Annotated in this window: 31 protein-coding genes and 1 pseudogene; 25 read left to right on the top strand and 7 right to left on the bottom strand. The window is 55.1% G+C overall.

Going from position 1 to position 16,850, the window contains the following annotated elements:
- Positions 1–110: 110 nt before the first annotated feature.
- The 5 genes and pseudogenes from AB8846_RS23145 to umuC all read left to right on the top strand — a co-directional run.
- A pseudogene (locus AB8846_RS23145) lies at positions 111–338 on the top strand (type II CAAX prenyl endopeptidase Rce1 family protein); the annotation flags it as partial.
- A gap of 91 nt (positions 339–429) precedes the next feature.
- The gene (gene pemI / locus AB8846_RS23140) at positions 430–687 is read left to right on the top strand and encodes a type II toxin-antitoxin system antitoxin PemI (protein WP_004187429.1); all 258 of its coding nucleotides are present in this window, start codon (positions 430–432) and stop codon (positions 685–687) included.
- A 1-nt stretch (position 688) separates the two neighbouring features.
- Entirely contained in the window at positions 689–1,021 is a 333-nt protein-coding gene (gene pemK-mt, locus AB8846_RS23135) for a type II toxin-antitoxin system toxin endoribonuclease PemK-mt (protein WP_004187427.1), read from the top strand.
- Between the two features lie 92 nt (positions 1,022–1,113).
- Positions 1,114–1,548: a LexA family transcriptional regulator gene (locus AB8846_RS23130; protein ID WP_004187425.1), complete on the top strand. Its 435-nt coding sequence runs from the start codon at positions 1,114–1,116 to the stop codon at positions 1,546–1,548.
- Positions 1,536–2,801, top strand: a complete 1,266-nt coding sequence (gene umuC / locus AB8846_RS23125; protein ID WP_019725070.1) for a translesion error-prone DNA polymerase V subunit UmuC — start codon at positions 1,536–1,538, stop codon at positions 2,799–2,801. The genes AB8846_RS23130 and umuC overlap by 13 nt, the downstream gene beginning before the upstream one ends.
- Before the next feature lie 122 nt (positions 2,802–2,923).
- Here umuC and AB8846_RS23120 read toward each other — a convergent pair whose 3' ends face one another.
- From AB8846_RS23120 to AB8846_RS23100, 5 genes are read right to left on the bottom strand one after another with little or no spacing between them, the layout of a single operon-like run.
- Positions 2,924–3,133 carry a hypothetical protein gene (locus tag AB8846_RS23120; protein WP_004187413.1) on the bottom strand — a complete coding sequence of 70 codons (210 nt, stop codon included), beginning with the start codon at positions 3,131–3,133 and terminating at the stop codon, positions 2,924–2,926.
- Positions 3,134–3,135: 2 nt separating this feature from the next.
- The gene (locus tag AB8846_RS23115; protein ID WP_004187411.1) at positions 3,136–3,354 is read right to left on the bottom strand and encodes a hypothetical protein; all 219 of its coding nucleotides are present in this window, start codon (positions 3,352–3,354) and stop codon (positions 3,136–3,138) included.
- A 44-nt stretch (positions 3,355–3,398) separates the two neighbouring features.
- Positions 3,399–4,082, bottom strand: a complete 684-nt coding sequence (locus AB8846_RS23110; protein WP_015059994.1) for a hypothetical protein — start codon at positions 4,080–4,082, stop codon at positions 3,399–3,401.
- The gene (locus AB8846_RS23105) at positions 4,079–4,351 is read right to left on the bottom strand and encodes a helix-turn-helix transcriptional regulator (protein WP_015059995.1); all 273 of its coding nucleotides are present in this window, start codon (positions 4,349–4,351) and stop codon (positions 4,079–4,081) included. Before AB8846_RS23105 ends, AB8846_RS23110 begins: the two co-directional genes overlap by 4 nt.
- Positions 4,352–4,369: 18 nt before the next feature.
- Complete coding sequence (locus tag AB8846_RS23100) at positions 4,370–5,557, bottom strand: type II toxin-antitoxin system RelB/DinJ family antitoxin (RefSeq protein WP_015059996.1); 1,188 nt, start codon at positions 5,555–5,557, stop codon at positions 4,370–4,372.
- 526 nt (positions 5,558–6,083) lie between these two features.
- Between AB8846_RS23100 and AB8846_RS23095 the strand changes: the two genes are divergently transcribed.
- Genes AB8846_RS23095 through AB8846_RS23085 form a run of 3 tightly spaced genes read left to right on the top strand, consistent with a single transcriptional unit; the run spans position 6,084 to position 7,195 of the window.
- The gene (locus AB8846_RS23095; RefSeq protein ID WP_004187406.1) at positions 6,084–6,428 is read left to right on the top strand and encodes a hypothetical protein; all 345 of its coding nucleotides are present in this window, start codon (positions 6,084–6,086) and stop codon (positions 6,426–6,428) included.
- 24 nt (positions 6,429–6,452) lie between these two features.
- The gene (locus AB8846_RS23090) at positions 6,453–6,611 is read left to right on the top strand and encodes a hypothetical protein (protein ID WP_004187405.1); all 159 of its coding nucleotides are present in this window, start codon (positions 6,453–6,455) and stop codon (positions 6,609–6,611) included.
- Positions 6,611–7,195: a hypothetical protein gene (locus AB8846_RS23085; RefSeq protein WP_015059997.1), complete on the top strand. Its 585-nt coding sequence runs from the start codon at positions 6,611–6,613 to the stop codon at positions 7,193–7,195. Before AB8846_RS23090 ends, AB8846_RS23085 begins: the two co-directional genes overlap by 1 nt.
- Positions 7,196–7,500: 305 nt before the next feature.
- Here AB8846_RS23085 and AB8846_RS23080 read toward each other — a convergent pair whose 3' ends face one another.
- Positions 7,501–8,046, bottom strand: a complete 546-nt coding sequence (locus AB8846_RS23080; protein ID WP_004187400.1) for a hypothetical protein — start codon at positions 8,044–8,046, stop codon at positions 7,501–7,503.
- Positions 8,047–8,186: 140 nt separating this feature from the next.
- Here AB8846_RS23080 and AB8846_RS23075 point away from each other — a divergent pair, with 140 nt between their 5' ends.
- The 17 genes from AB8846_RS23075 to AB8846_RS22995 all read left to right on the top strand — a co-directional run bounded on the left by AB8846_RS23075 (position 8,187) and on the right by AB8846_RS22995 (position 16,762).
- Positions 8,187–8,648, top strand: a complete 462-nt coding sequence (locus tag AB8846_RS23075; RefSeq protein ID WP_004187397.1) for a hypothetical protein — start codon at positions 8,187–8,189, stop codon at positions 8,646–8,648.
- A complete protein-coding gene (locus tag AB8846_RS23070; protein WP_004187394.1) occupies positions 8,645–8,893 on the top strand; it encodes a helix-turn-helix transcriptional regulator in 249 nt (82 codons plus the stop codon). The genes AB8846_RS23075 and AB8846_RS23070 overlap by 4 nt, the downstream gene beginning before the upstream one ends.
- Entirely contained in the window at positions 8,886–9,473 is a 588-nt protein-coding gene (locus AB8846_RS23065; RefSeq protein WP_004187392.1) for a restriction endonuclease, read from the top strand. The genes AB8846_RS23070 and AB8846_RS23065 overlap by 8 nt, the downstream gene beginning before the upstream one ends.
- Entirely contained in the window at positions 9,470–9,955 is a 486-nt protein-coding gene (locus AB8846_RS23060) for a hypothetical protein (protein WP_004187390.1), read from the top strand. The genes AB8846_RS23065 and AB8846_RS23060 overlap by 4 nt, the downstream gene beginning before the upstream one ends.
- 41 nt (positions 9,956–9,996) lie before the next feature.
- Positions 9,997–10,200, top strand: a complete 204-nt coding sequence (locus AB8846_RS23055) for a hypothetical protein (protein ID WP_223216382.1) — start codon at positions 9,997–9,999, stop codon at positions 10,198–10,200.
- A gap of 18 nt (positions 10,201–10,218) precedes the next feature.
- The gene (locus AB8846_RS23050; RefSeq protein ID WP_004187383.1) at positions 10,219–10,959 is read left to right on the top strand and encodes a tyrosine-type recombinase/integrase; all 741 of its coding nucleotides are present in this window, start codon (positions 10,219–10,221) and stop codon (positions 10,957–10,959) included.
- A gap of 240 nt (positions 10,960–11,199) precedes the next feature.
- A complete protein-coding gene (locus AB8846_RS23045; RefSeq protein ID WP_004187382.1) occupies positions 11,200–12,174 on the top strand; it encodes a plasmid segregation protein ParM in 975 nt (324 codons plus the stop codon).
- Positions 12,175–12,176: 2 nt separating this feature from the next.
- The gene (locus tag AB8846_RS23040; protein WP_004187380.1) at positions 12,177–12,620 is read left to right on the top strand and encodes a plasmid partitioning/stability family protein; all 444 of its coding nucleotides are present in this window, start codon (positions 12,177–12,179) and stop codon (positions 12,618–12,620) included.
- Between the two features lie 9 nt (positions 12,621–12,629).
- Positions 12,630–13,193 carry a phospholipase D family protein gene (locus tag AB8846_RS23035; RefSeq protein ID WP_019725065.1) on the top strand — a complete coding sequence of 188 codons (564 nt, stop codon included), beginning with the start codon at positions 12,630–12,632 and terminating at the stop codon, positions 13,191–13,193.
- 378 nt (positions 13,194–13,571) lie between these two features.
- Complete coding sequence (locus tag AB8846_RS23030) at positions 13,572–13,817, top strand: hypothetical protein (RefSeq protein ID WP_019725064.1); 246 nt, start codon at positions 13,572–13,574, stop codon at positions 13,815–13,817.
- Positions 13,810–14,289, top strand: a complete 480-nt coding sequence (locus tag AB8846_RS23025) for a hypothetical protein (RefSeq protein WP_004187375.1) — start codon at positions 13,810–13,812, stop codon at positions 14,287–14,289. Before AB8846_RS23030 ends, AB8846_RS23025 begins: the two co-directional genes overlap by 8 nt.
- Positions 14,290–14,317: 28 nt before the next feature.
- Positions 14,318–14,728: a hypothetical protein gene (locus AB8846_RS23020; RefSeq protein ID WP_004206907.1), complete on the top strand. Its 411-nt coding sequence runs from the start codon at positions 14,318–14,320 to the stop codon at positions 14,726–14,728.
- A gap of 117 nt (positions 14,729–14,845) precedes the next feature.
- Positions 14,846–15,109 carry a hypothetical protein gene (locus AB8846_RS23015; protein WP_004187372.1) on the top strand — a complete coding sequence of 88 codons (264 nt, stop codon included), beginning with the start codon at positions 14,846–14,848 and terminating at the stop codon, positions 15,107–15,109.
- A 21-nt stretch (positions 15,110–15,130) separates the two neighbouring features.
- On the top strand, positions 15,131–15,493 hold the full coding sequence (locus tag AB8846_RS23010) for a DUF3085 domain-containing protein (protein WP_004187371.1): 363 nt from the start codon (positions 15,131–15,133) through the stop codon (positions 15,491–15,493).
- Between the two features lie 121 nt (positions 15,494–15,614).
- A complete protein-coding gene (locus tag AB8846_RS23005) occupies positions 15,615–16,064 on the top strand; it encodes a RadC family protein (protein WP_004187369.1) in 450 nt (149 codons plus the stop codon).
- Positions 16,065–16,108: 44 nt separating this feature from the next.
- Positions 16,109–16,375 carry a DNA-binding transcriptional regulator gene (locus AB8846_RS23000; RefSeq protein WP_004187367.1) on the top strand — a complete coding sequence of 89 codons (267 nt, stop codon included), beginning with the start codon at positions 16,109–16,111 and terminating at the stop codon, positions 16,373–16,375.
- 63 nt (positions 16,376–16,438) lie between these two features.
- Complete coding sequence (locus tag AB8846_RS22995; RefSeq protein WP_019725063.1) at positions 16,439–16,762, top strand: DGQHR domain-containing protein; 324 nt, start codon at positions 16,439–16,441, stop codon at positions 16,760–16,762.
- Here AB8846_RS22995 and AB8846_RS22990 read toward each other — a convergent pair.
- Positions 16,756–16,850 (bottom strand): IS1 family transposase (locus AB8846_RS22990; RefSeq protein WP_000306640.1); only part of this gene is annotated, 95 nt, incomplete at its 5' end. The genes AB8846_RS22995 and AB8846_RS22990 overlap by 7 nt on opposite strands.

The raw sequence follows: 16,850 nt of genomic DNA, 5'->3' as shown, positions 1-16,850 counted from the left end.
GGCCTGATTATCAAATCACGGAGAAAGAATTGCTGGCGGCCTGGGTATTATTCGCCAATCAGTTGCTCAAATATGGCTATGCTATGGCTGATTTATGAGGGGATCCTTCAGTGCTGAACGTCTTCCGTTCGAGGTACAACTGGACGATGTGGCTGGGCGCGCTGATAACGTCTTTGCTGTTTGCCGCCGTGCATATGCAGTATCAGAACCTGCTGACCCTGGCAGAAATGTTCCTGGTGGGGCTGATTACATCAGCTGCCCGGATCAGAAGTGGCGGCCTGCTGCTGCCGGTATTGCTGCATATGGAAGCTACCGCGCTGGGTTTACTGTTGGGCTGAAAGTTATATTTTTATTAAATATTGTGCGTTAAAGGCTGGTATGTTTTTTTGTGAATGTTATATTTAAATATAACTTTTATGGAGGTGAAAAATGCATACCACTCGACTGAAGAAGGTTGGCGGCTCAGTCATGCTGACCGTCCCACCGGCACTGCTGAATGCGCTGTCGCTGGGTACAGATAATGAAGTTGGCATGGTCATTGATAATGGCCGGCTGATTGTGGAGCCGCACAGACGCCCGCAGTATTCACTGGCTGAGCTGTTGGCACAGTGCGATCCGAACGCTGAAATCTCGGCAGAAGAACGTGAATGGCTGGATGCGCCGGCGGCTGGTCAGGAGGAAATCTGACATGGAAAGAGGGGAAATCTGGCTTGTCTCGCTTGACCCTACCGCAGGTCATGAGCAGCAGGGAACGCGGCCGGTACTGATTGTCACGCCGGCTGCTTTTAACCGCGTGACCCGCCTGCCTGTTGTTGTGCCCGTGACCAGCGGAGGCAATTTTGCCCGCACAGCAGGCTTTGCTGTGTCGCTTGACGGCGCCGGCATACGTACCACCGGCGTTGTGCGTTGCGATCAACCCCGGACGATCGATATGAAAGCCCGCGGCGGCAAACGACTCGAACGGGTGCCAGAGACTATCATGGACGACGTTCTTGGCCGTCTGGCCACCATCCTGACCTGACCCCAGCGTGCCGGCATGAAATATGCCGGCATTGCCTGTTTCCTGAAGCCTGCAATATACTGTATGTATAAACAGTTATTGGAGGCTAAATTATGGCGCTGGATCTCGTTTATCCCCGGCCTTCAGTGGAAGGTGACGCACTCCCTTTTTTTGCCGAGCCCGTTGCGGCCGGCTTTCCCAGCCCGGCCGCAGGCTATGAGGCCAATGAACTTAACCTGCATGATTACTGCGTGCGGCGTCCGGCCGCAACGTACTTCTTGCGTGTGTCCGGCGATTCTATGCGTGATGCCCGCATTCATGATGGCGATGTGCTGGTCGTCGATCGGGCAGAAGAGCCCCGGCACGGCAGCATCGTGATTGCCAGCATCGATAATGAATTTACGGTCAAGCAGCTGCAGCTCCGCCCTTACCCCTGCCTGATGCCGCTGAATCCGGCTTTTCCGCCAATCAGGTTTGATCCGGAGGCGCTGCAGATATGGGGTGTGGTTACGTTCACTGTCATGAGACACCGCCCGTGTACGCCTTAATCGATGTCAATTCGATGTACTGCAGCTGCGAAGAAGCGTTCCGCCCTGATTTACGAGGTCGCCCTGTGGTCGTTCTCAGCAACAACGACGGGGCGCTTGTTGCGGTCAATCGCGCGGCGAAAGCGCTTGGCGTGCGCCGCGGGGAGCCCTATTTCCGCTGCCGCCGCCTGCTGGAACAGCATAACGTTGCCGTATTCAGTTCCAACTACACCCTTTACGCCTCATTCTCCGCCAGATTTGCAACCGTGGTGGAGAGTCTGGCGCCGCGGACATTTGTTTACTCAATTGATGAGCTCTTTGCGGATGCCTCTCATATGGAGGGAGTGATGACGCCGCAGGCGTTTGGCCAGCTTTTGCGGGCTGAAGTGCTGCGCCAGACAACGCTCACCTGTGGAGTCGGCGTCGCGCCAACGAAGACGCTGGCCAAACTGTGCAACCACGCCGCGAAGACGTGGCCTGCCACCGGGGGGGTTGTGGCGCTCAGTGATCCTGTAAGACTGAAAAGGCTGATGAGCCTGGTGTCGGCCGGCGATGTGTGGGGGGTTGGCCATCGTACCGAAAAAGGGCTGGCGACAATGGGGATCAAAACGGCGCTGGCGCTCGCAGAGATGGATATCCGACTGGCACGCCGGCTGTACGGTGTGACGCTGGAACGCACCATCCGTGAGCTGCGTGGCGAGGCCTGCTTTGCCCTGGAAGAAGGTACCGGCGCGAAACAGCAGCTTGTTGTATCCCGTTCGTTTGGATCGCGGGTCACGCAACTGGCGCAGATGCAGCAGGCGGTGACTAAATATGCCACACGGGCAGGAGAAAAGTTGCGCCAGGAAAACCGTCTGGCGAAGGTGGTAACGGTCTTTATCCGCAGCAGTGCTTATGACGCCGGCGGTGTGCCCTACAGTAACCAGGCTACGGAAGTGCTTCCCGTGCCAAGCCAGGATACCCGCGACATCATCGCCGCGGCGCAGCTGGGACTGTCGCGTATCTGGCGTGAGGGCGTGCGGTATGCAAAAGCCGGCGTGATGCTCAGCGATCTGCAGGGATATGAAACCCAGCTGGATCTGTTTTCGCCGGCTGCTGTGCGGCCGGGCAGCGAAAAACTGATGGCCACCATCGACAAAATAAACAGGGAAGGAAGGTCAAGGATCTTCTTCGCCGGAGAAGGTATTGATCCGGAATATGCCATGCGCCGTGAAATGTTGTCCCCGGCCTACACCACGCAGTGGAAGGATATTCCCGCGGCGTTTATGCGATAACAGCGATGTGCAGCCGCTCTTGACGGCGGCTTGTTTTCCCTGGTGTCGGGAACATTAAAACCTCTCCTTACTGCCCGCGTGATAGGGCCGTATTTCCGGCTAATTCCAGATAGTCCCGGCCCTTATCGTGGTGCATAGCCCTCTTCAGCCAGTGCTTTCATGATCTGGTTGATTCCATCCATCATCAGATATGCCTCAATATCTGACGTCGCCAGGCCGCGGCAGTCACTGAATCCCAGACGCTTAACCAGTTGCGCCAGAGCCTGCGCTTCTCTGTGTGTCAGCTGTATATTCACTTCAACGGGTTTTTCGTGGCGAATTTCATCTTTCATGGTCAGAGTCCTTTTTTGATGTTTCGTGAAATGTACCAGGCTTCTTTTGCCTGAGCTACAGCCCAGATCCAGACGAGAGTTGACACAATGCACAGCCCCGTCATGTTCCAGAAATGACCTGTCGTATATTCATGGCTATGAAGCAGGAGGCCGGCGCCGGCCGCCAGGCTCATGACCAGGAAAAGGACGGCTGCGCCGGCGTGATAAATGATGCTGAACATGTAAAACCCCCTTCTGGCGACGGTAGCGCCAGTCTCTGTCTGTATTAAATGGTTGCCGCCTGCCGGGCGTCTGCCTGCATCATGGCGTCAATCAGGGCGCCGGCGCAGGCAATATTCAGGCACGTCATGTTCGATTTCAGGGTCGCCATCATGTCCGCGCGGCTTCTTTTAAGAAACGGCTGCAGCGGACCACGATAGCCCTGTGAGGTCACGATAATCAGCTGAGCGGCCGCATCATGCAGTGCCGGCACGCCGGCCAGAATATCCTGCTCAGCCGCGCTGATATACACGGGTGAACCGGCGATCACAAAGCGATCGTCCGGGCAGCGTTGCATCAGCTCAGCCAGGGAGGCGCAGCGGCCCGCCAGCGGGGGGCGTGCCGTCAGTGAGCCCCAGACGGTCGCCGGCGCGAAGGGCATGGCGTGAAACGTTGCCTCATACGCGACCGCCGGATCGGTATGGTGGCGCAGCCCCAGACCGGCCGACATGGCCCACAGCTCGATGCCCGGCCACCGCGCCGCGATACCGCGGGCACGCAGCCAGTGTGCGCCCCGGTAAAGCTCTCCCGTTTCCAGCACCCTGCCAGGACGGCGGGCGGCCTGGGCGATCAGCCTGTACCAGCCGTCAAAGGCGTCATCAAGGGAAGTGTCGCCCGGAAAAACGGTATCCTCCACGCTGCCCGCCTTGCGCCGGGTACAGGTGGTGATGAGGTGAAGACGTTTGTTCATTCAGGGCCTCCCGGCTCTGGTGCGTCTGTGCCTGCCGCGCGCGGTTCGCCGGGCCGCCGGGCACGCATATCGGGCAGACCCCGGCAGGCATCGTTCCAGTGCGTGCCCCGATCGGGGTTATTGGCCAGCTTACTGATCCAGGTTTCTGACACATTCCAGCGGCGGGCCAGATCCTTCTGCTTCCAGCCTTTCGCCCTGAGCAGTGCCCGCCACTCCTGCGGGGAAAGTGGCGCCGCCGTGATGCCGTCCGCATAACAGGTCGTTTTCATCGCGTGAGGCTCCCGGCCCTAATCCTGCCCCGGCCGTGCCGGCTGGATTTGACGCAGTATTGTTGTTGCCTGCCATCCCGTAAACCCGAAGGTATCGGCCAGTTCGCCGGGCAGTGACGCGGCCAGGCGCGGCAGTTCGTCCGGGGATTCATTGTGAAAGACAAAACAGACCCCCTCATCCCTGATGCGCGACATCAACATCGCAATAAGCCGGTGCAGCCCCTCATGGCTGGCGTGTTCAGTGACCTTTTCAGTAAACCGCCGGGGATTGCTGCAGCTGATGCCCCGGTCGGCCAGGAACGCCAGAAAGCGCTGCAGGAAACCGGGGAGATCCCTGGCGGCCAGGGCGGGTTTCAGCACCGCTTCTGCCTGGGCCTGTGTGAAGCCAAACGCCGCCGCCAGCTCAGGGGAAAAGTCCGGCGTGTCAGCGCTGGCCTCAAAAATGACGCCATCGTTTATGGCCTGCTGCATGTCCGGGGGCATATTCCCGATCATATTTTCACGCACGCCCCATGCACGGCCGGCGCTTTCGGTCAGTCTCTGCGGATCGCTGCAGCTGACGCCCCGCTCCGCCAGGAACGTCAGGAAACGCTGCAGGACGGCGGCGCCGGACCCGGTGCTTTTTCCGCTCCGCCAGGCCGTATTATTTCGACTGACGATGGCAGGATCGACATGTTCGCTGTCTACGATGCTGTTAATGAACGTCACTGACTGTTCTTCGCTGAAATCAAAGTCGCGCTGTAACAGGGACAGCAGCCTGTCATGCCAGTCATCTTTCACGCGACTGGCGGCATTAACCATGAACGTGACGTTCAGTACACCGGCCAGTAAACAGGCAGCCTGGTCGGCCACATACAGGCTGAAGTACTCCAGTACCGCCTGTTCAAATGCAGCGGGATCGCAGCAGACCACTTCCACAGCTCCCAGCGACTGCAGAAACCGCCGGGTGTTTTCGGTCACAGCGTCGGCGGGATTGAGGGCGATGGCGCGGCCGCGCTGTGACTGGATGTCAAATGTGACGATACGCTCCGTGACGGGCATCCGGCCGTGATCGGCGATGAAGCGGTAAAGCTGCTCCACCGCTTCCGTGGCGGTCATCCCCATTGCCTCCAGACGCAGTTCGGCGCGTTTCTTCAGCTGCTCATCGAGACGCACGGTCAGCTGGGCGTTTTTGGCCCGCTTTTTACGTTCAAAAAAACCGGTCATGCTCCTTCCTTTTTGTACAGTCATCTGGCTTTACATAATGTACAGCCATTTGTACCGCACTTTTGCGCGCGGGACCACATTTTTTCGCCGTTGCGGTTTAGCGGTATTCTCCGCAGCGCCGCCACTTATCCACCGTTTCTGTGGATAACGCTATATGTAGTGGCTCCGTCAGCCGGAAACGGCACAAGATATGGTGTCCGCGCCGGCAGCCGCGCGACCGTTCCCCTGCCTTCCTCTCCCTGTTGATTTCGTTTTTTCCGGTATTTACGTTTTTTCCGCAATGGCGGCACCGGCCAAAAGGTATTTTCCGGTGGTTGCGGGCGTAAAAGTCACAGGGTGAAAAGATAAGGGCGCAAATCATCCGGCGGGGTAAATCGTGCGGTCGTCACGCAGCGTGATGATTACCGGTGTGTTGCTTTATTAAATTAGCTTTTAGTGCTAAATCTAAATATTTATAATATACGAATGAAACCTAATTTATTAGAGTGTGGTTATTCAGTAAACAACGGCAAGCGGAGTGAATGGTATGGAATATGAAGCGTACAAGGTTCGCGGCTACGGCTTCGGACTGAAGAAAGAGATCACCGGCGTGCTGGGTCGTTACCCCACGCAGGAAGAGGCGCAGAAGGTCGCGGACGACTACACGCAGGCCTGCCTGCCGGATAACCTGCCGGACAGCTACGATATGGGCATGGTCCGGCCGGTCGCTGCCGGCGAACCTGCCGCCCTCGATACGGACGTTTTTCGCGGTCCGGGCGCGCCGTTCATGATGGATGCCGGCCAGCTAAGCACAGGTCAAACCGTATGCCTGGGCAAAGCGGCGGATGGAAAACGGTTTTATGTCGGCGGGGAGCATTCCGGTGGCCAGTGAACAATGTTTAACAGAGAGGGGGTTATGATGCGTCAGGGGGTGATTTCTGCCGTTATATATTTACTGCTGGCAATGCTGGTCATGATCTACATGCCGGAGGGTTACTCCGCGATTAGCTGGGCCATAGGCGCGGTTGTGGTTGTGACGCTGATTTATATTCGTGCCCGTAAAGGAGAGGATTGATGGCCACCAAGCATATTAATGACGAGCTCTGGCATCGTATTGAAGTTCTGACCGTCCGGGCAAATGCCAGGCAAAACCTGATCCGCCCGGTCAAAGAAGCGGACGTGCTTCATCTGGTTCTGCAGCGTGGCCTGGAGCTGCTTACAGACGACGATCTGCTGCAGCTGGGCAAGTACCGCCGGCCCATAGGATTTGTGCTGCGTCGGCCGGGCATGGAGATGCTGAAGCTGGACACACTGAGTATGGCTGACGCTGCTACTATCCTCATGCGCAGCGGACCGGCAACGCTGTGCATCTGGAGTCGTGACGATATCCTGCGGCAGGCCAGTGAAGCGGTGATCCGCGAACGGCTACCGGAAATGGCCCTGCTGTCGGAGGGGGATGACCGGGCCCGGTTCCAGACGCTGCTGCCTGGCGTCTGGAATGCCGCGAACCGGGGCGAAACGGCCGTGATTTCCCTGCGTGCTGACAATGCGGATCTCGCTATTGCACGCATCACTGACCTGATGTGCGAATCCCTGCTGGGTTATAAGGGGCAGCGGGCATACCGGGCAGGTGAAAACGAACAGGGAGAAGAGTCATGAACATGCGAGGCATTCTTTTTGTACTACTTCTGGGAGGTCCGGAGCAAAAACGTGCAGCAGCTGGACAGTCGTGCTGAGCTGACCGGAGATGAGATCAGTGCAATTCAGAAACTGGCCGCGGACAGTTCTCGGACCGACATTTGATGAAATGAATAAGGATATACAAAAGGAGCCCAACTGGTGAGGAAGGGCTCCTTTTAATTACTAGACGTTTTTACTACTTAACTTTCTGTCGGAGTAAACGGAAAATTAATTTGTTAATCACTGTCAGTATAAGTACCCGATAAACGTGGTGCAACTCCGTATCAGAAATTACCGCCAGTGCTTGAATCCAGCGCCCTGAACAGGGCTTCATGAGCGGCATCCAGAAGGCGTCCAGGCAGAAGGACATCATTCACGCGGTAACTCTGACCGTTCTGTGTGGTCACGGTGAGGTAATATTGATCGTCAAACTGCCTATCGGCACCGATATGCACAATGTTGGACGTGTCGATCCAGCACAGGTTTGTGCCTTCCACAGGATGAAGAGGTTTGATTCGGCCTTTCAGCCATTTCTGCGGGCGTCCCGGCCAGGATTTAATGGTAATGCCGTGCTTATAGTCGCGGGTTCTGGCCACAAAGGCCGCTACTTTATCTTCATCCATCTCTTTTGCTGAGGTGTTCTCCTTGAAGTAGTACGGATTGAGGTTGTATTGCAGCTCTTCAAATAGCTTCATATACGTCACCTGATCATCCAGGCTTTCCCCCTGATTTTTCAGGCTGCTGCCCCAAACTTCTTCCAGATTGGCTTTCAGCGCCAGCGTGACCGCCTCAAATTCTTCCTGATGTTTATCGTAGTAGTTGATATCCATCGCGTCTCCTGTTGTGTTTATGGCGAATTTGCGGAAATAATATACATAAAAAATGTTCAAATATGAACATTTTCAGGCTATAAATACAGGCAGATTATAACAGGCCAGTCCACCAGGATTCGGCCAGGAGCTGAGTACGCATGATAAAGAAACCACTTATTGCCGGCATCATGCTGGTTGTGGCGCACACCGCCGGCGCTGCGCAGGTTGATGATACCAATCTGCAGCAGATTTATACCGAGGCGGGCATTCAGGGTATATGCAGCGCCGGGATGCTGGCTGTGCCGGAAGGGGCCAGAGATGAAGTTGTCCCGCAGAACGTCAGACACCTCCTGGTTCAGTGTGCCTATTTCGACGAGCAGCAGTTGCGCCGGCGTGCCGGCCTTCCGGCTCAGACATTTAGCCACTGGCGTGACCGCAATGCGGTCCTTAATCTGTCGTCTGACCAGGTATCTGATGCGCTCTGGCTGTCAGCGTGGCGTGATTTCCGGGCACAACTGGCCTCGGCCTACCCGGCCCCGGCGGAAAAAAAGGCACAGGGGAAAGAGGCCGTACCCGCCGGCACGAAGCCCGGCACTGAGCATGGGAGTGCGGCGGATTGACCGGCTTTGACTTGATCCTGTGGCGACGGGGCCTGAACTGGACCCAGGAACGCGCCGCGGCTGAGCTCGGTATCAGCCGTACCAGCCTGGTAAAATATGAGGACGGTGAGACAGTACCCCGGACCATACAACTTGCCACCGTCGCGCTGACGCTGAAAGCGGAATGGCCCACCCTGAAAACCATGAGCAAAGACAGGCTGCTGCGGCAGCTGAAGTATGAAGTGCTGAGGATCGATAATGAATGAGTCCATCCATGTTGTCGGCTCTTTTATCCTTGCGGGTATCCTGCTGTATGGCCTCTGGCAGGGTACACGGCGACGCCGGCGCCGGCACGAACGGAAACAGGCCAGCGCGGTACGTGTGATCGATAAAATTAATACGTTTCCGCATTTCGGGCAGAAAATTGCCTATCTGCGCAAGATTGACCCGTTTGTGTTCGAAGAGCTGCTGCTTGAAGGCTTTGAACGCCGGGGCTTTGAAGTGATCCGTAACCGCCGGTATACCGGTGACGGCGGGATTGATGGCCGTGTGAAGATTGATGGCCAGACCTGGCTTATCCAGGCCAAACGCTATACCAGCTATATTGCCGTTGGCCACGTCCGTGACTTCAGCGACCTGCTGAACGCCACCGGTGCCCGCGGTTTTTTCTGCCATACCGGCAAAACGCGCGAAGGCACCAAATCGCTCATTCGCGGAGACAGCCGCATGATCCTGGTCAGTGGCCAGAAGCTGCTAGACCTTATTGCCACCGATGCGCCGTTTATCCCGTATCCGGGATACCGGCCACCGACCGAAATGGTTCATCCTGAACAGGAGACAACATGAAATTCAAAGGATACGTCGCCGCCCTGCCGGCACTGCTGCTGACAGGGTGCGCCATGCTCCCCGGACAGCCCACCGATTATGACCGCTTCTGTAACGTCTCAGGCATCGCCAGCCACGGCGAAACCTACCGTGTCAGTGACAGCCAGGATTTCTGGTTAACCCCGAACGGCCGCTATCTCAGCCAGGCTGAGTACAGCAGTCCGGCAGATACGCTTCAGAAACTGACGGGCGTGGTCAGTGGTGAAGATCCTGACCAGGTGCGGAAGAACGCCGTCAGGGTAAGGGTGTTCCGCGTCGAGAGTGAAAACAGCCATAAAGGTGCGTGCCTGCCTGTGCGTTATGACGATAATGGCGCACAGCGTAAAATGGATTCACTGACTAACGGCCGCCGTATGGTGGTATTCAGTGAAGATGAAGGTCAGTCTGGTCAGCAGATTTACAACAAAAGTCGTGGTACAGGATTCAGTTACAGGTTGTTATGAGTGGATTGAAAGGCCGCCGAATCAGCGCGGATATGTTTGCTATGATGTTAAAAGTATCTGCCGGGCAGCTGGTTTTTGCAGCCCGGCATGACAAGCCTTTACGCGGACTGACCCTACCCCCTTACAGAATCGAAGGCGGGAAAAGCTGGAGCTCGACCGCCTCCACCCGCAGTATGACGTTTGATATGCAGGATGCGGTCGAATTCAGCGAGAAATTTCATAAAATTCAGTCGCCTGACGGCTGATTAGCGGATTTTAAAAAATTGAACACTTTCCCCCTGCAAATTTCCCAGAATTCACGTAGCGACGCCATCGGGACCGGGCGCGTGACATATGCCTACTTCGATTATGCCGATGCGCTGGCGCTGCGGGAGATGGCCAGCCAGGCTGATTTACCCAAATACCTGCTGGCCCCGGAGGTGTCGGTGTTTCTGCGGTATGTGCCAGACCTGCGCCAGCAGGTCCTTTTCGATACCCTCTGGAACACGGGCGCGCGTATTAATGAGGCGCTGGCGCTGACCGGCGCCAGCTTTCAGCTTGACGGTTCCCGGCCGTTTGTCCGGCTGAAGACGCTTAAACAGCGTCAGCGTGGCCGCGGCAGGCCGGGCAAGGATGAAGAGGTGTTCCGTCTTGTTCCTCTGACCGATCCTCAATATGTCAGGAAGGTGCGTGAATTTCTGACCACCCTGCGTATTGGTAAACAGCAGCTGCTCTGGCCGGTGCAGAGTGATAACACGCCGCGTAACTGGATCAGGAAGGCACTGGACCTCGCAAAACGTGACTCTGTCACTTTTAGTATCCCTGTTACCTGCCACACGTTCCGTCACAGCTTCTGTATGCACCTGATCCAGCATGGGGTTCCGCTGAAAGTTGTACAGGCTTATGCCGGGCATTCCCGGCTGGAAACCACAGAAACCTACACGCGCGTGTTTGCGCTCGATGTTGGTCGTCAGTATGGCGTCCGATTCAGCCTGCCAGACAGTCATTTAACGCTCCCGGAATAATCTGTATCCCTCCCTGATATTTCCGTATAAATCTAAATAAATCCCTTTTCTTTCTATGTCAGACCGTTTTCAGGACGGTCTGACCGTCTTTTGTTGATTTTTATTCGGTATTTTTCTGTATTTTTCTATATTGGTGCATCTTTTTGTCTTTACACGTCAGCAGAGATGCGTAATAATCCATTTGAAAGCTGTATTTTTCCTGATTTCTACGGTTTTTTTCTAAATAATGTGAGGTTCAAAATGCGTATTTTTGTTGATGACGGTTCCACCAACATCAAACTGGCCTGGATGGAAGAAGGCGCAGTGAAAACGTTGATCAGTCCGAACAGCTTCAAGCCCGAATGGTCCATGACATTGCTGACAGATTCATCGGTGCCGGCTTCCGCCAACTATGAAATTGACGGGGAAAAGTACAGCTTTGACCAGCTGAGCCCGGATGCCGTGCGCACCACGGAAACACGCTATCAGTACAGTGATGTGAATGTCGTCGCTATCCACCATGCCCTGATGCAGTCTGGCATTGAACCGCAGCCGGTTGATGTTGTGGTGACGCTGCCGCTGGGCGAGTACCTGGATGAAAACGATCAGCCTAATATGGCCAACATCGAGCGGAAAAAAGCGAACGTGAAGCGCGCGGTGGCCGTTCAGGGGCGTGAGAGCTTTACCGTGCGTAAAGTCAGCGTACTGCCAGAGTCGGTCCCTGCAGGCTTCAGTGTGCTGAAGGATCTGGACGATCTGGACTCCCTGCTGATTGTGGATATCGGTGGAACCACGCTGGATATCGCGCACGTTCGCAGCAAAATGTCCGGATTCACCAAGACGCATTGCGATCCTAAAACCGGCGTATCCATCATCACCGAAGCCGTAAAACATGCACTGGATACCAGTGTGAGCACCCGTACCAGTTCGTATTTTGCCGACCGTCTGATCCAGGCGCGAAATGACGAAACGTTTCTTTCCCGTTACCTCCAGAATGCTGACCAGCGGGCCCAGGTGATGAAGGTACTGCATGAGCGGGAAAAAGCCCTGACGCACCGTGTCACCGATTCAGTTGGCCGCTTTGCCGGCTTCACGCACGTCATGGTTGTCGGTGGCGGTGCCAGCCTGGTCGCCGGCGCAGTGAAGCAGGCCACGGGGGTGAGTGACGATCGTTTCTTCGTCAGTGATAACCCGCAATTCGATCTGGTTCTGGGTATGGTGGCAATGAAGGGCTGAGTATGACTGATAACCGTAAGTGCTCGTTTTATATCTACCCGGAGCGCAATGCGGCGGACCGGGTAGCCGACGGCTTTCTTGAGAAACTGCCTCAGAAAGAGCGTGGCCGCGCGATGCGCGCCATGATGCTCTGTGGTGCCGCGTTGATGAAGCAGGACGAACGCCTGCCGTTCCTGATCGCTGAATTCCTGACGGAGAGCACCACGATGCAGGATATTCAGCGGATCATCAGCAGTACGCTGCCGCAGCAGGATACAGGAGAAATGGCGCGTCTGGTTGAGGCGTTTCTGCAGGCCACCGGCGGTGGCAGCAATACGGTGTCGCCGGCAGGCGGCGCTGCGCCGGAAAACAGTCCCGCCGTGGCTCCCGAACCGGCAGCACCGGAGGATAAGAATCTGGAAGAAACCCGTAAGAACGTCCAGCATCTGTTCCCGGATGATGATTAAGGGGGCTGCGTGAAAAAATATGTGCTGTTAACCCTGACCCTCATCGCCGGCGCCGTGGCAGCAAACCCGGTAACAGCGGCCGGCAATATTGCCGGCGATGTCCAGGCGCAAGCTGCGACTGAAGTGAAAACCGGGTTTTCACCCGGCGGGACCGCATTAAATCTGGTTCTGGATTCAATCGACCACGCGCAGCATGAGATTCTGGTTGCCGCGTACAGCCTGACCAGTCGTCCTGTTGCCGGCGCGTTGCGTGCCGCAAAAAAACGGGGCGTATCGGTGGTGGTGGTGGCCGATCGCAAAGCGAACGACAACCGGTACACCGAAGTGAACTTTCTGGCCAATAACCGCGTGGCGGTGCGGATCAACGATAACTACGAGGCCATGCATGATAAATTCATGGTCTTTGACCGCCGCGCCGTATTGACCGGCTCGTTTAACTTCAGCGCCAGCGCAGACAGTCGTAATGCGGAAAATGTGGTGCTGATCAGCGGCGCGCCTGCAGTAACTGAAGCCTACGTGAACGAGTTTTCCCGTTTATGGGACGAAGGAAAGGACGTGGCTCCACGGTACTGACCTACAGCAGCGGCAGAAACTCTGCCGCCTGATTTTTAACTTGATTTATATGGCTCATTCGTCGTATTATCAAGGCTCATTTTTCGGTAGCGCCCCGACTGGCGAAGGAGTAAAACCATGCAATCATTCCCCCTGTTCGTTTCCCGTGTCGTTCCTGTGATCACCCTGAGCCATTGTCTGCGGCAGCGGCGCTGGTCCCTGCACAACACGCCATGCCAGATTGACCTGAGATCAGGTTGTCACCTGCGCTCACAGCCTTTCGGCACGCTATCCAGACGGGAAATAAGCGACCGGCCACCGGCTATGCCCCGCGGTTACTGGTTCAGGCAATGCAGCCGGGATGTCATGTTTACGGGGCGCATCGATCAGGCAGATCCTATGAAACAGGTCTATTACAACGAAGGCTGGAGCGGTCCGAACAAGTATACGTTTGAAGTTTATCAGCTGGAGAACGGGAGTTACCGGGCGCTGGCCCGCAAATGGAATGGCAAAATCAACAAGGTGCAGCAGGAAACGCAGTACCTGTCTGACACGCGGGAGGGGCTGAAGCACCAGGACTATCCCCGCACGCGCCAGGTGAAAATTTTTCTGAATTCAGACTTCTGGGAGAAGGGTAATGATTAAGATGGTTAGCGTCGTTCCGCAGCCGGAAACAGTGAAGACGCTCCGGGAAAAAATGGGCATGACTGAAACCGCATTAGGGGCTGTCATGGGGTACGAACTGCGCGCCTGGCAGCGTAAGGAAGCTATCAGCGACGATCTCAGCCAGTACAACAAGACCAGTCTTCGCCCAGGCGAATATAACATGCTGATGCTGATCGCCGGCGTGCATCCTGATTACCGCCTGAACAGGGCATTCAGTCCTGATGATATGGTCAAAGATCCCGCCACGGCCGAAGACGTTCGCCGCCTGCGTCTGGCGCTGGGGCTGAAGCACGCTGAAATTGCAGCGCTGTTTGGCTATAAACCGGCGTCATGGCAGACCAAAGAAAAGGCTGCTCAGCGCGGCGTAAAGCTCAAGACCGGGGAATTCAATTTCCTGTTACTTCTGGCCGGTGAGCATCCGTCACTGCAGCTGGTTGAGAAGGCGAAATAAGGCCCGCGGCGACCAGAGAGGACCCTTTATGATCACCACACGCCGAATGTTAATGCTGTATGCCTGCCTTGTGCCCGTAGCCCTGACAGGGTGTGATCTGGCTGATTATTTCCCGAATGTGCCACAGCCCGTGCCCGTGATTTCGCCCGGCTATCAGGTTGATATCGATGGCCACCCGGTCCGAATATCAGGATTTGATGACTGTCCGCGGGAAAAAGATGAAGCCCGGCACGCAGCTGCACAAGATGAGAAAGGCTGCATTGTGCTGTCTGCAGAGCGTTCCGAGGTGAAGGTCAGACTGTATCAGCCAGCCGGCGCCGTCACCGAAACCTGGCGGATCATCCGGGAAAAAGACGCTCGCCAGAACGATATTATTCGCCTGCAGCGCCCGAACGGTGCGCTTGTGATGCAAAATTTACAGGGGAAAGAGTCTCCTTAAACCAGGGAAATAACAAAATTAACTTGATTTATATGGCTCATTAGACGTATAATAATTACATCGAAAGGCAATCCGGTCTTTCGACGGTAGCGCCCCGACCGGCGCAGGAGTCACCTTATGACTGCTCTCAATTCTCAGCAACAGGCTGATGTTGCCCGCTATATCCGGGAACATGGCAATAAAACCGTTATTTCCCCTGAATGGTCACTTATTTATTTCTCGCTGTGTCAGTGTGAATTACATCAATCGCATGAAGCCATTATTTTTCATAATGGCCGACCTGCAGGGCTATTTATTCTGAATGAAACAGGCGAGCTCACCGAATTATATCTGCTGGGGTCGCTTTCTGACATTCTCACCGCCGCTGCGGTCAACAAATAGCTTTCAGGGAGTAAATACACTATGACCATGCAATCAGAACTTGTTTTTACTGATCCTATGCTCAACGTCGTTATTGCTGAAGTTAAGCGTTTTAATTGCCCGCTTCTTTTTGTCAAAGATCATGGCGTGTATGTGATGGCGGCGAAAGGTGAGAAAAACAGTAATGGGATGCACAATGTCTGTTACGCCAATGGTTTTAATCCGGATACAACGGATTTTGACGAGCTCTGGGACCGGATGCGTGATGCCTGTGGCGGAGATGATTTTTGCGAATCCCTGGAGCTCGATCCGAGGTCGATTGAACTTCTCAGCCGTACCAAACCCTGCCTGAAAATTATGCTTTCAGAGACGGAACTGGAAGTTATTGCAGGGGGACAGAAATAGACCATAAAAGCCCGTTAAATCGGGCTTTTTTATATTTCACTGTATTTACATCTAGGACAAAATGTCCTATTATATATTTGTGGCCGGGCATGGTGCTCAGGTCCCCTAACGAGGGAAATATATGAAATTTTCAGCAGAAGAACTCAACATTATCCGCCAGGCGGACGCCATTATTGCCGGTAAAATTACCACAACGGATTTTATCACCGGCGCCGACGCCGCGCGTTCCTTACTGCGGTTTCGTCTTGCTGCAGAACCACGCGAATCATTCTGCGCGTTCTTTCTTAACTGCCACAACGGCGTGATTGCGTTTGAAGAACTGTTTAAGGGAACTATCAGCAGCGTCACCGTTCATCCGCGTATCGTCCTGCAACGCGCCCTGCATCATAATGCCGCCGCCGTGGTACTGGCGCATAACCATCCTTCCGCTAACACTACACCCAGCCAGGCTGACAAGCTGATCACCGAGCGTCTGGCGCAGGTGCTGGGGATGGTTGATGTCAAAGTCCTCGATCACCTGATTGTGGGCGGCAGCGATATTTACTCTTTTGCTGAACATGGTCTGATTTGATAACCGCGGCCGCACAGTGGTGCGGCCGGCTCTGGAGGCTTGCTATGGGCAATAAATATACCGTGCCGCTTAACGTGGGCGCGATCCGCGAAAGCTGTTTCCGTCCCGCTGATAAATGGACCCCGCCGACGGGGGATGAACTCCGCTATCTGCTGGAAAATGTGCTCAACCTGAGTCAGGAGGGACTGGCGCGACATGTCGGCGTGAACGGCAGAACGGTGCGCCGCTGGGTGAACGGAGAAAGTGACATCGCGTATTCCGTCTGGTGCGTCCTTTGCATCGATGCCGGCTTACCGCCGATCTGGAAATAGCAGCGCAAAACACCGACGCGCAAACGTGCTTCCTGAACGTATCGGATATACGAAGGAAATATTATGAATACTGATAACTATTTTTTCAGAGTCCCGGCCACACGCGGAATACAGGGCGGCATAGAACAATACATGCTGACGGTTCCTATGGTCGTGTTACGTCGTATTCTTGCAATGGACAATGATGGCGATGTTATGGATCGCAGCCAGCGAGAAGCGAACAAAACGCGGGCCAAAAAAATACGGAATTATGTTGCCGGCGCAACATCAAAACGAGCTCCCTATATTTTGCCGTCAATTACCGGAAATATTGATAGTCATGTTGAATTCCTTCCCAGCGAACTCTCGCCGGCAGTGGGGATTCTGGTAATGACTCCAACTTATTGATAGTGTTTTATGTTCAGATAATGCCCGATGACTTTGTCATGCAGCTCCACCGATTTTGAGAACGACAGCGACTTCCGTCCCAGCCGTG

Origin of the sequence: Enterobacter sp. KB-221C9, from assembly GCF_041320715.1 — a bacterium.
Taxonomy (GTDB): Bacteria; Pseudomonadota; Gammaproteobacteria; order Enterobacterales; family Enterobacteriaceae; genus Enterobacter; species Enterobacter asburiae_D.
This window is presented reverse-complemented; position numbering and strand designations above follow the sequence as displayed.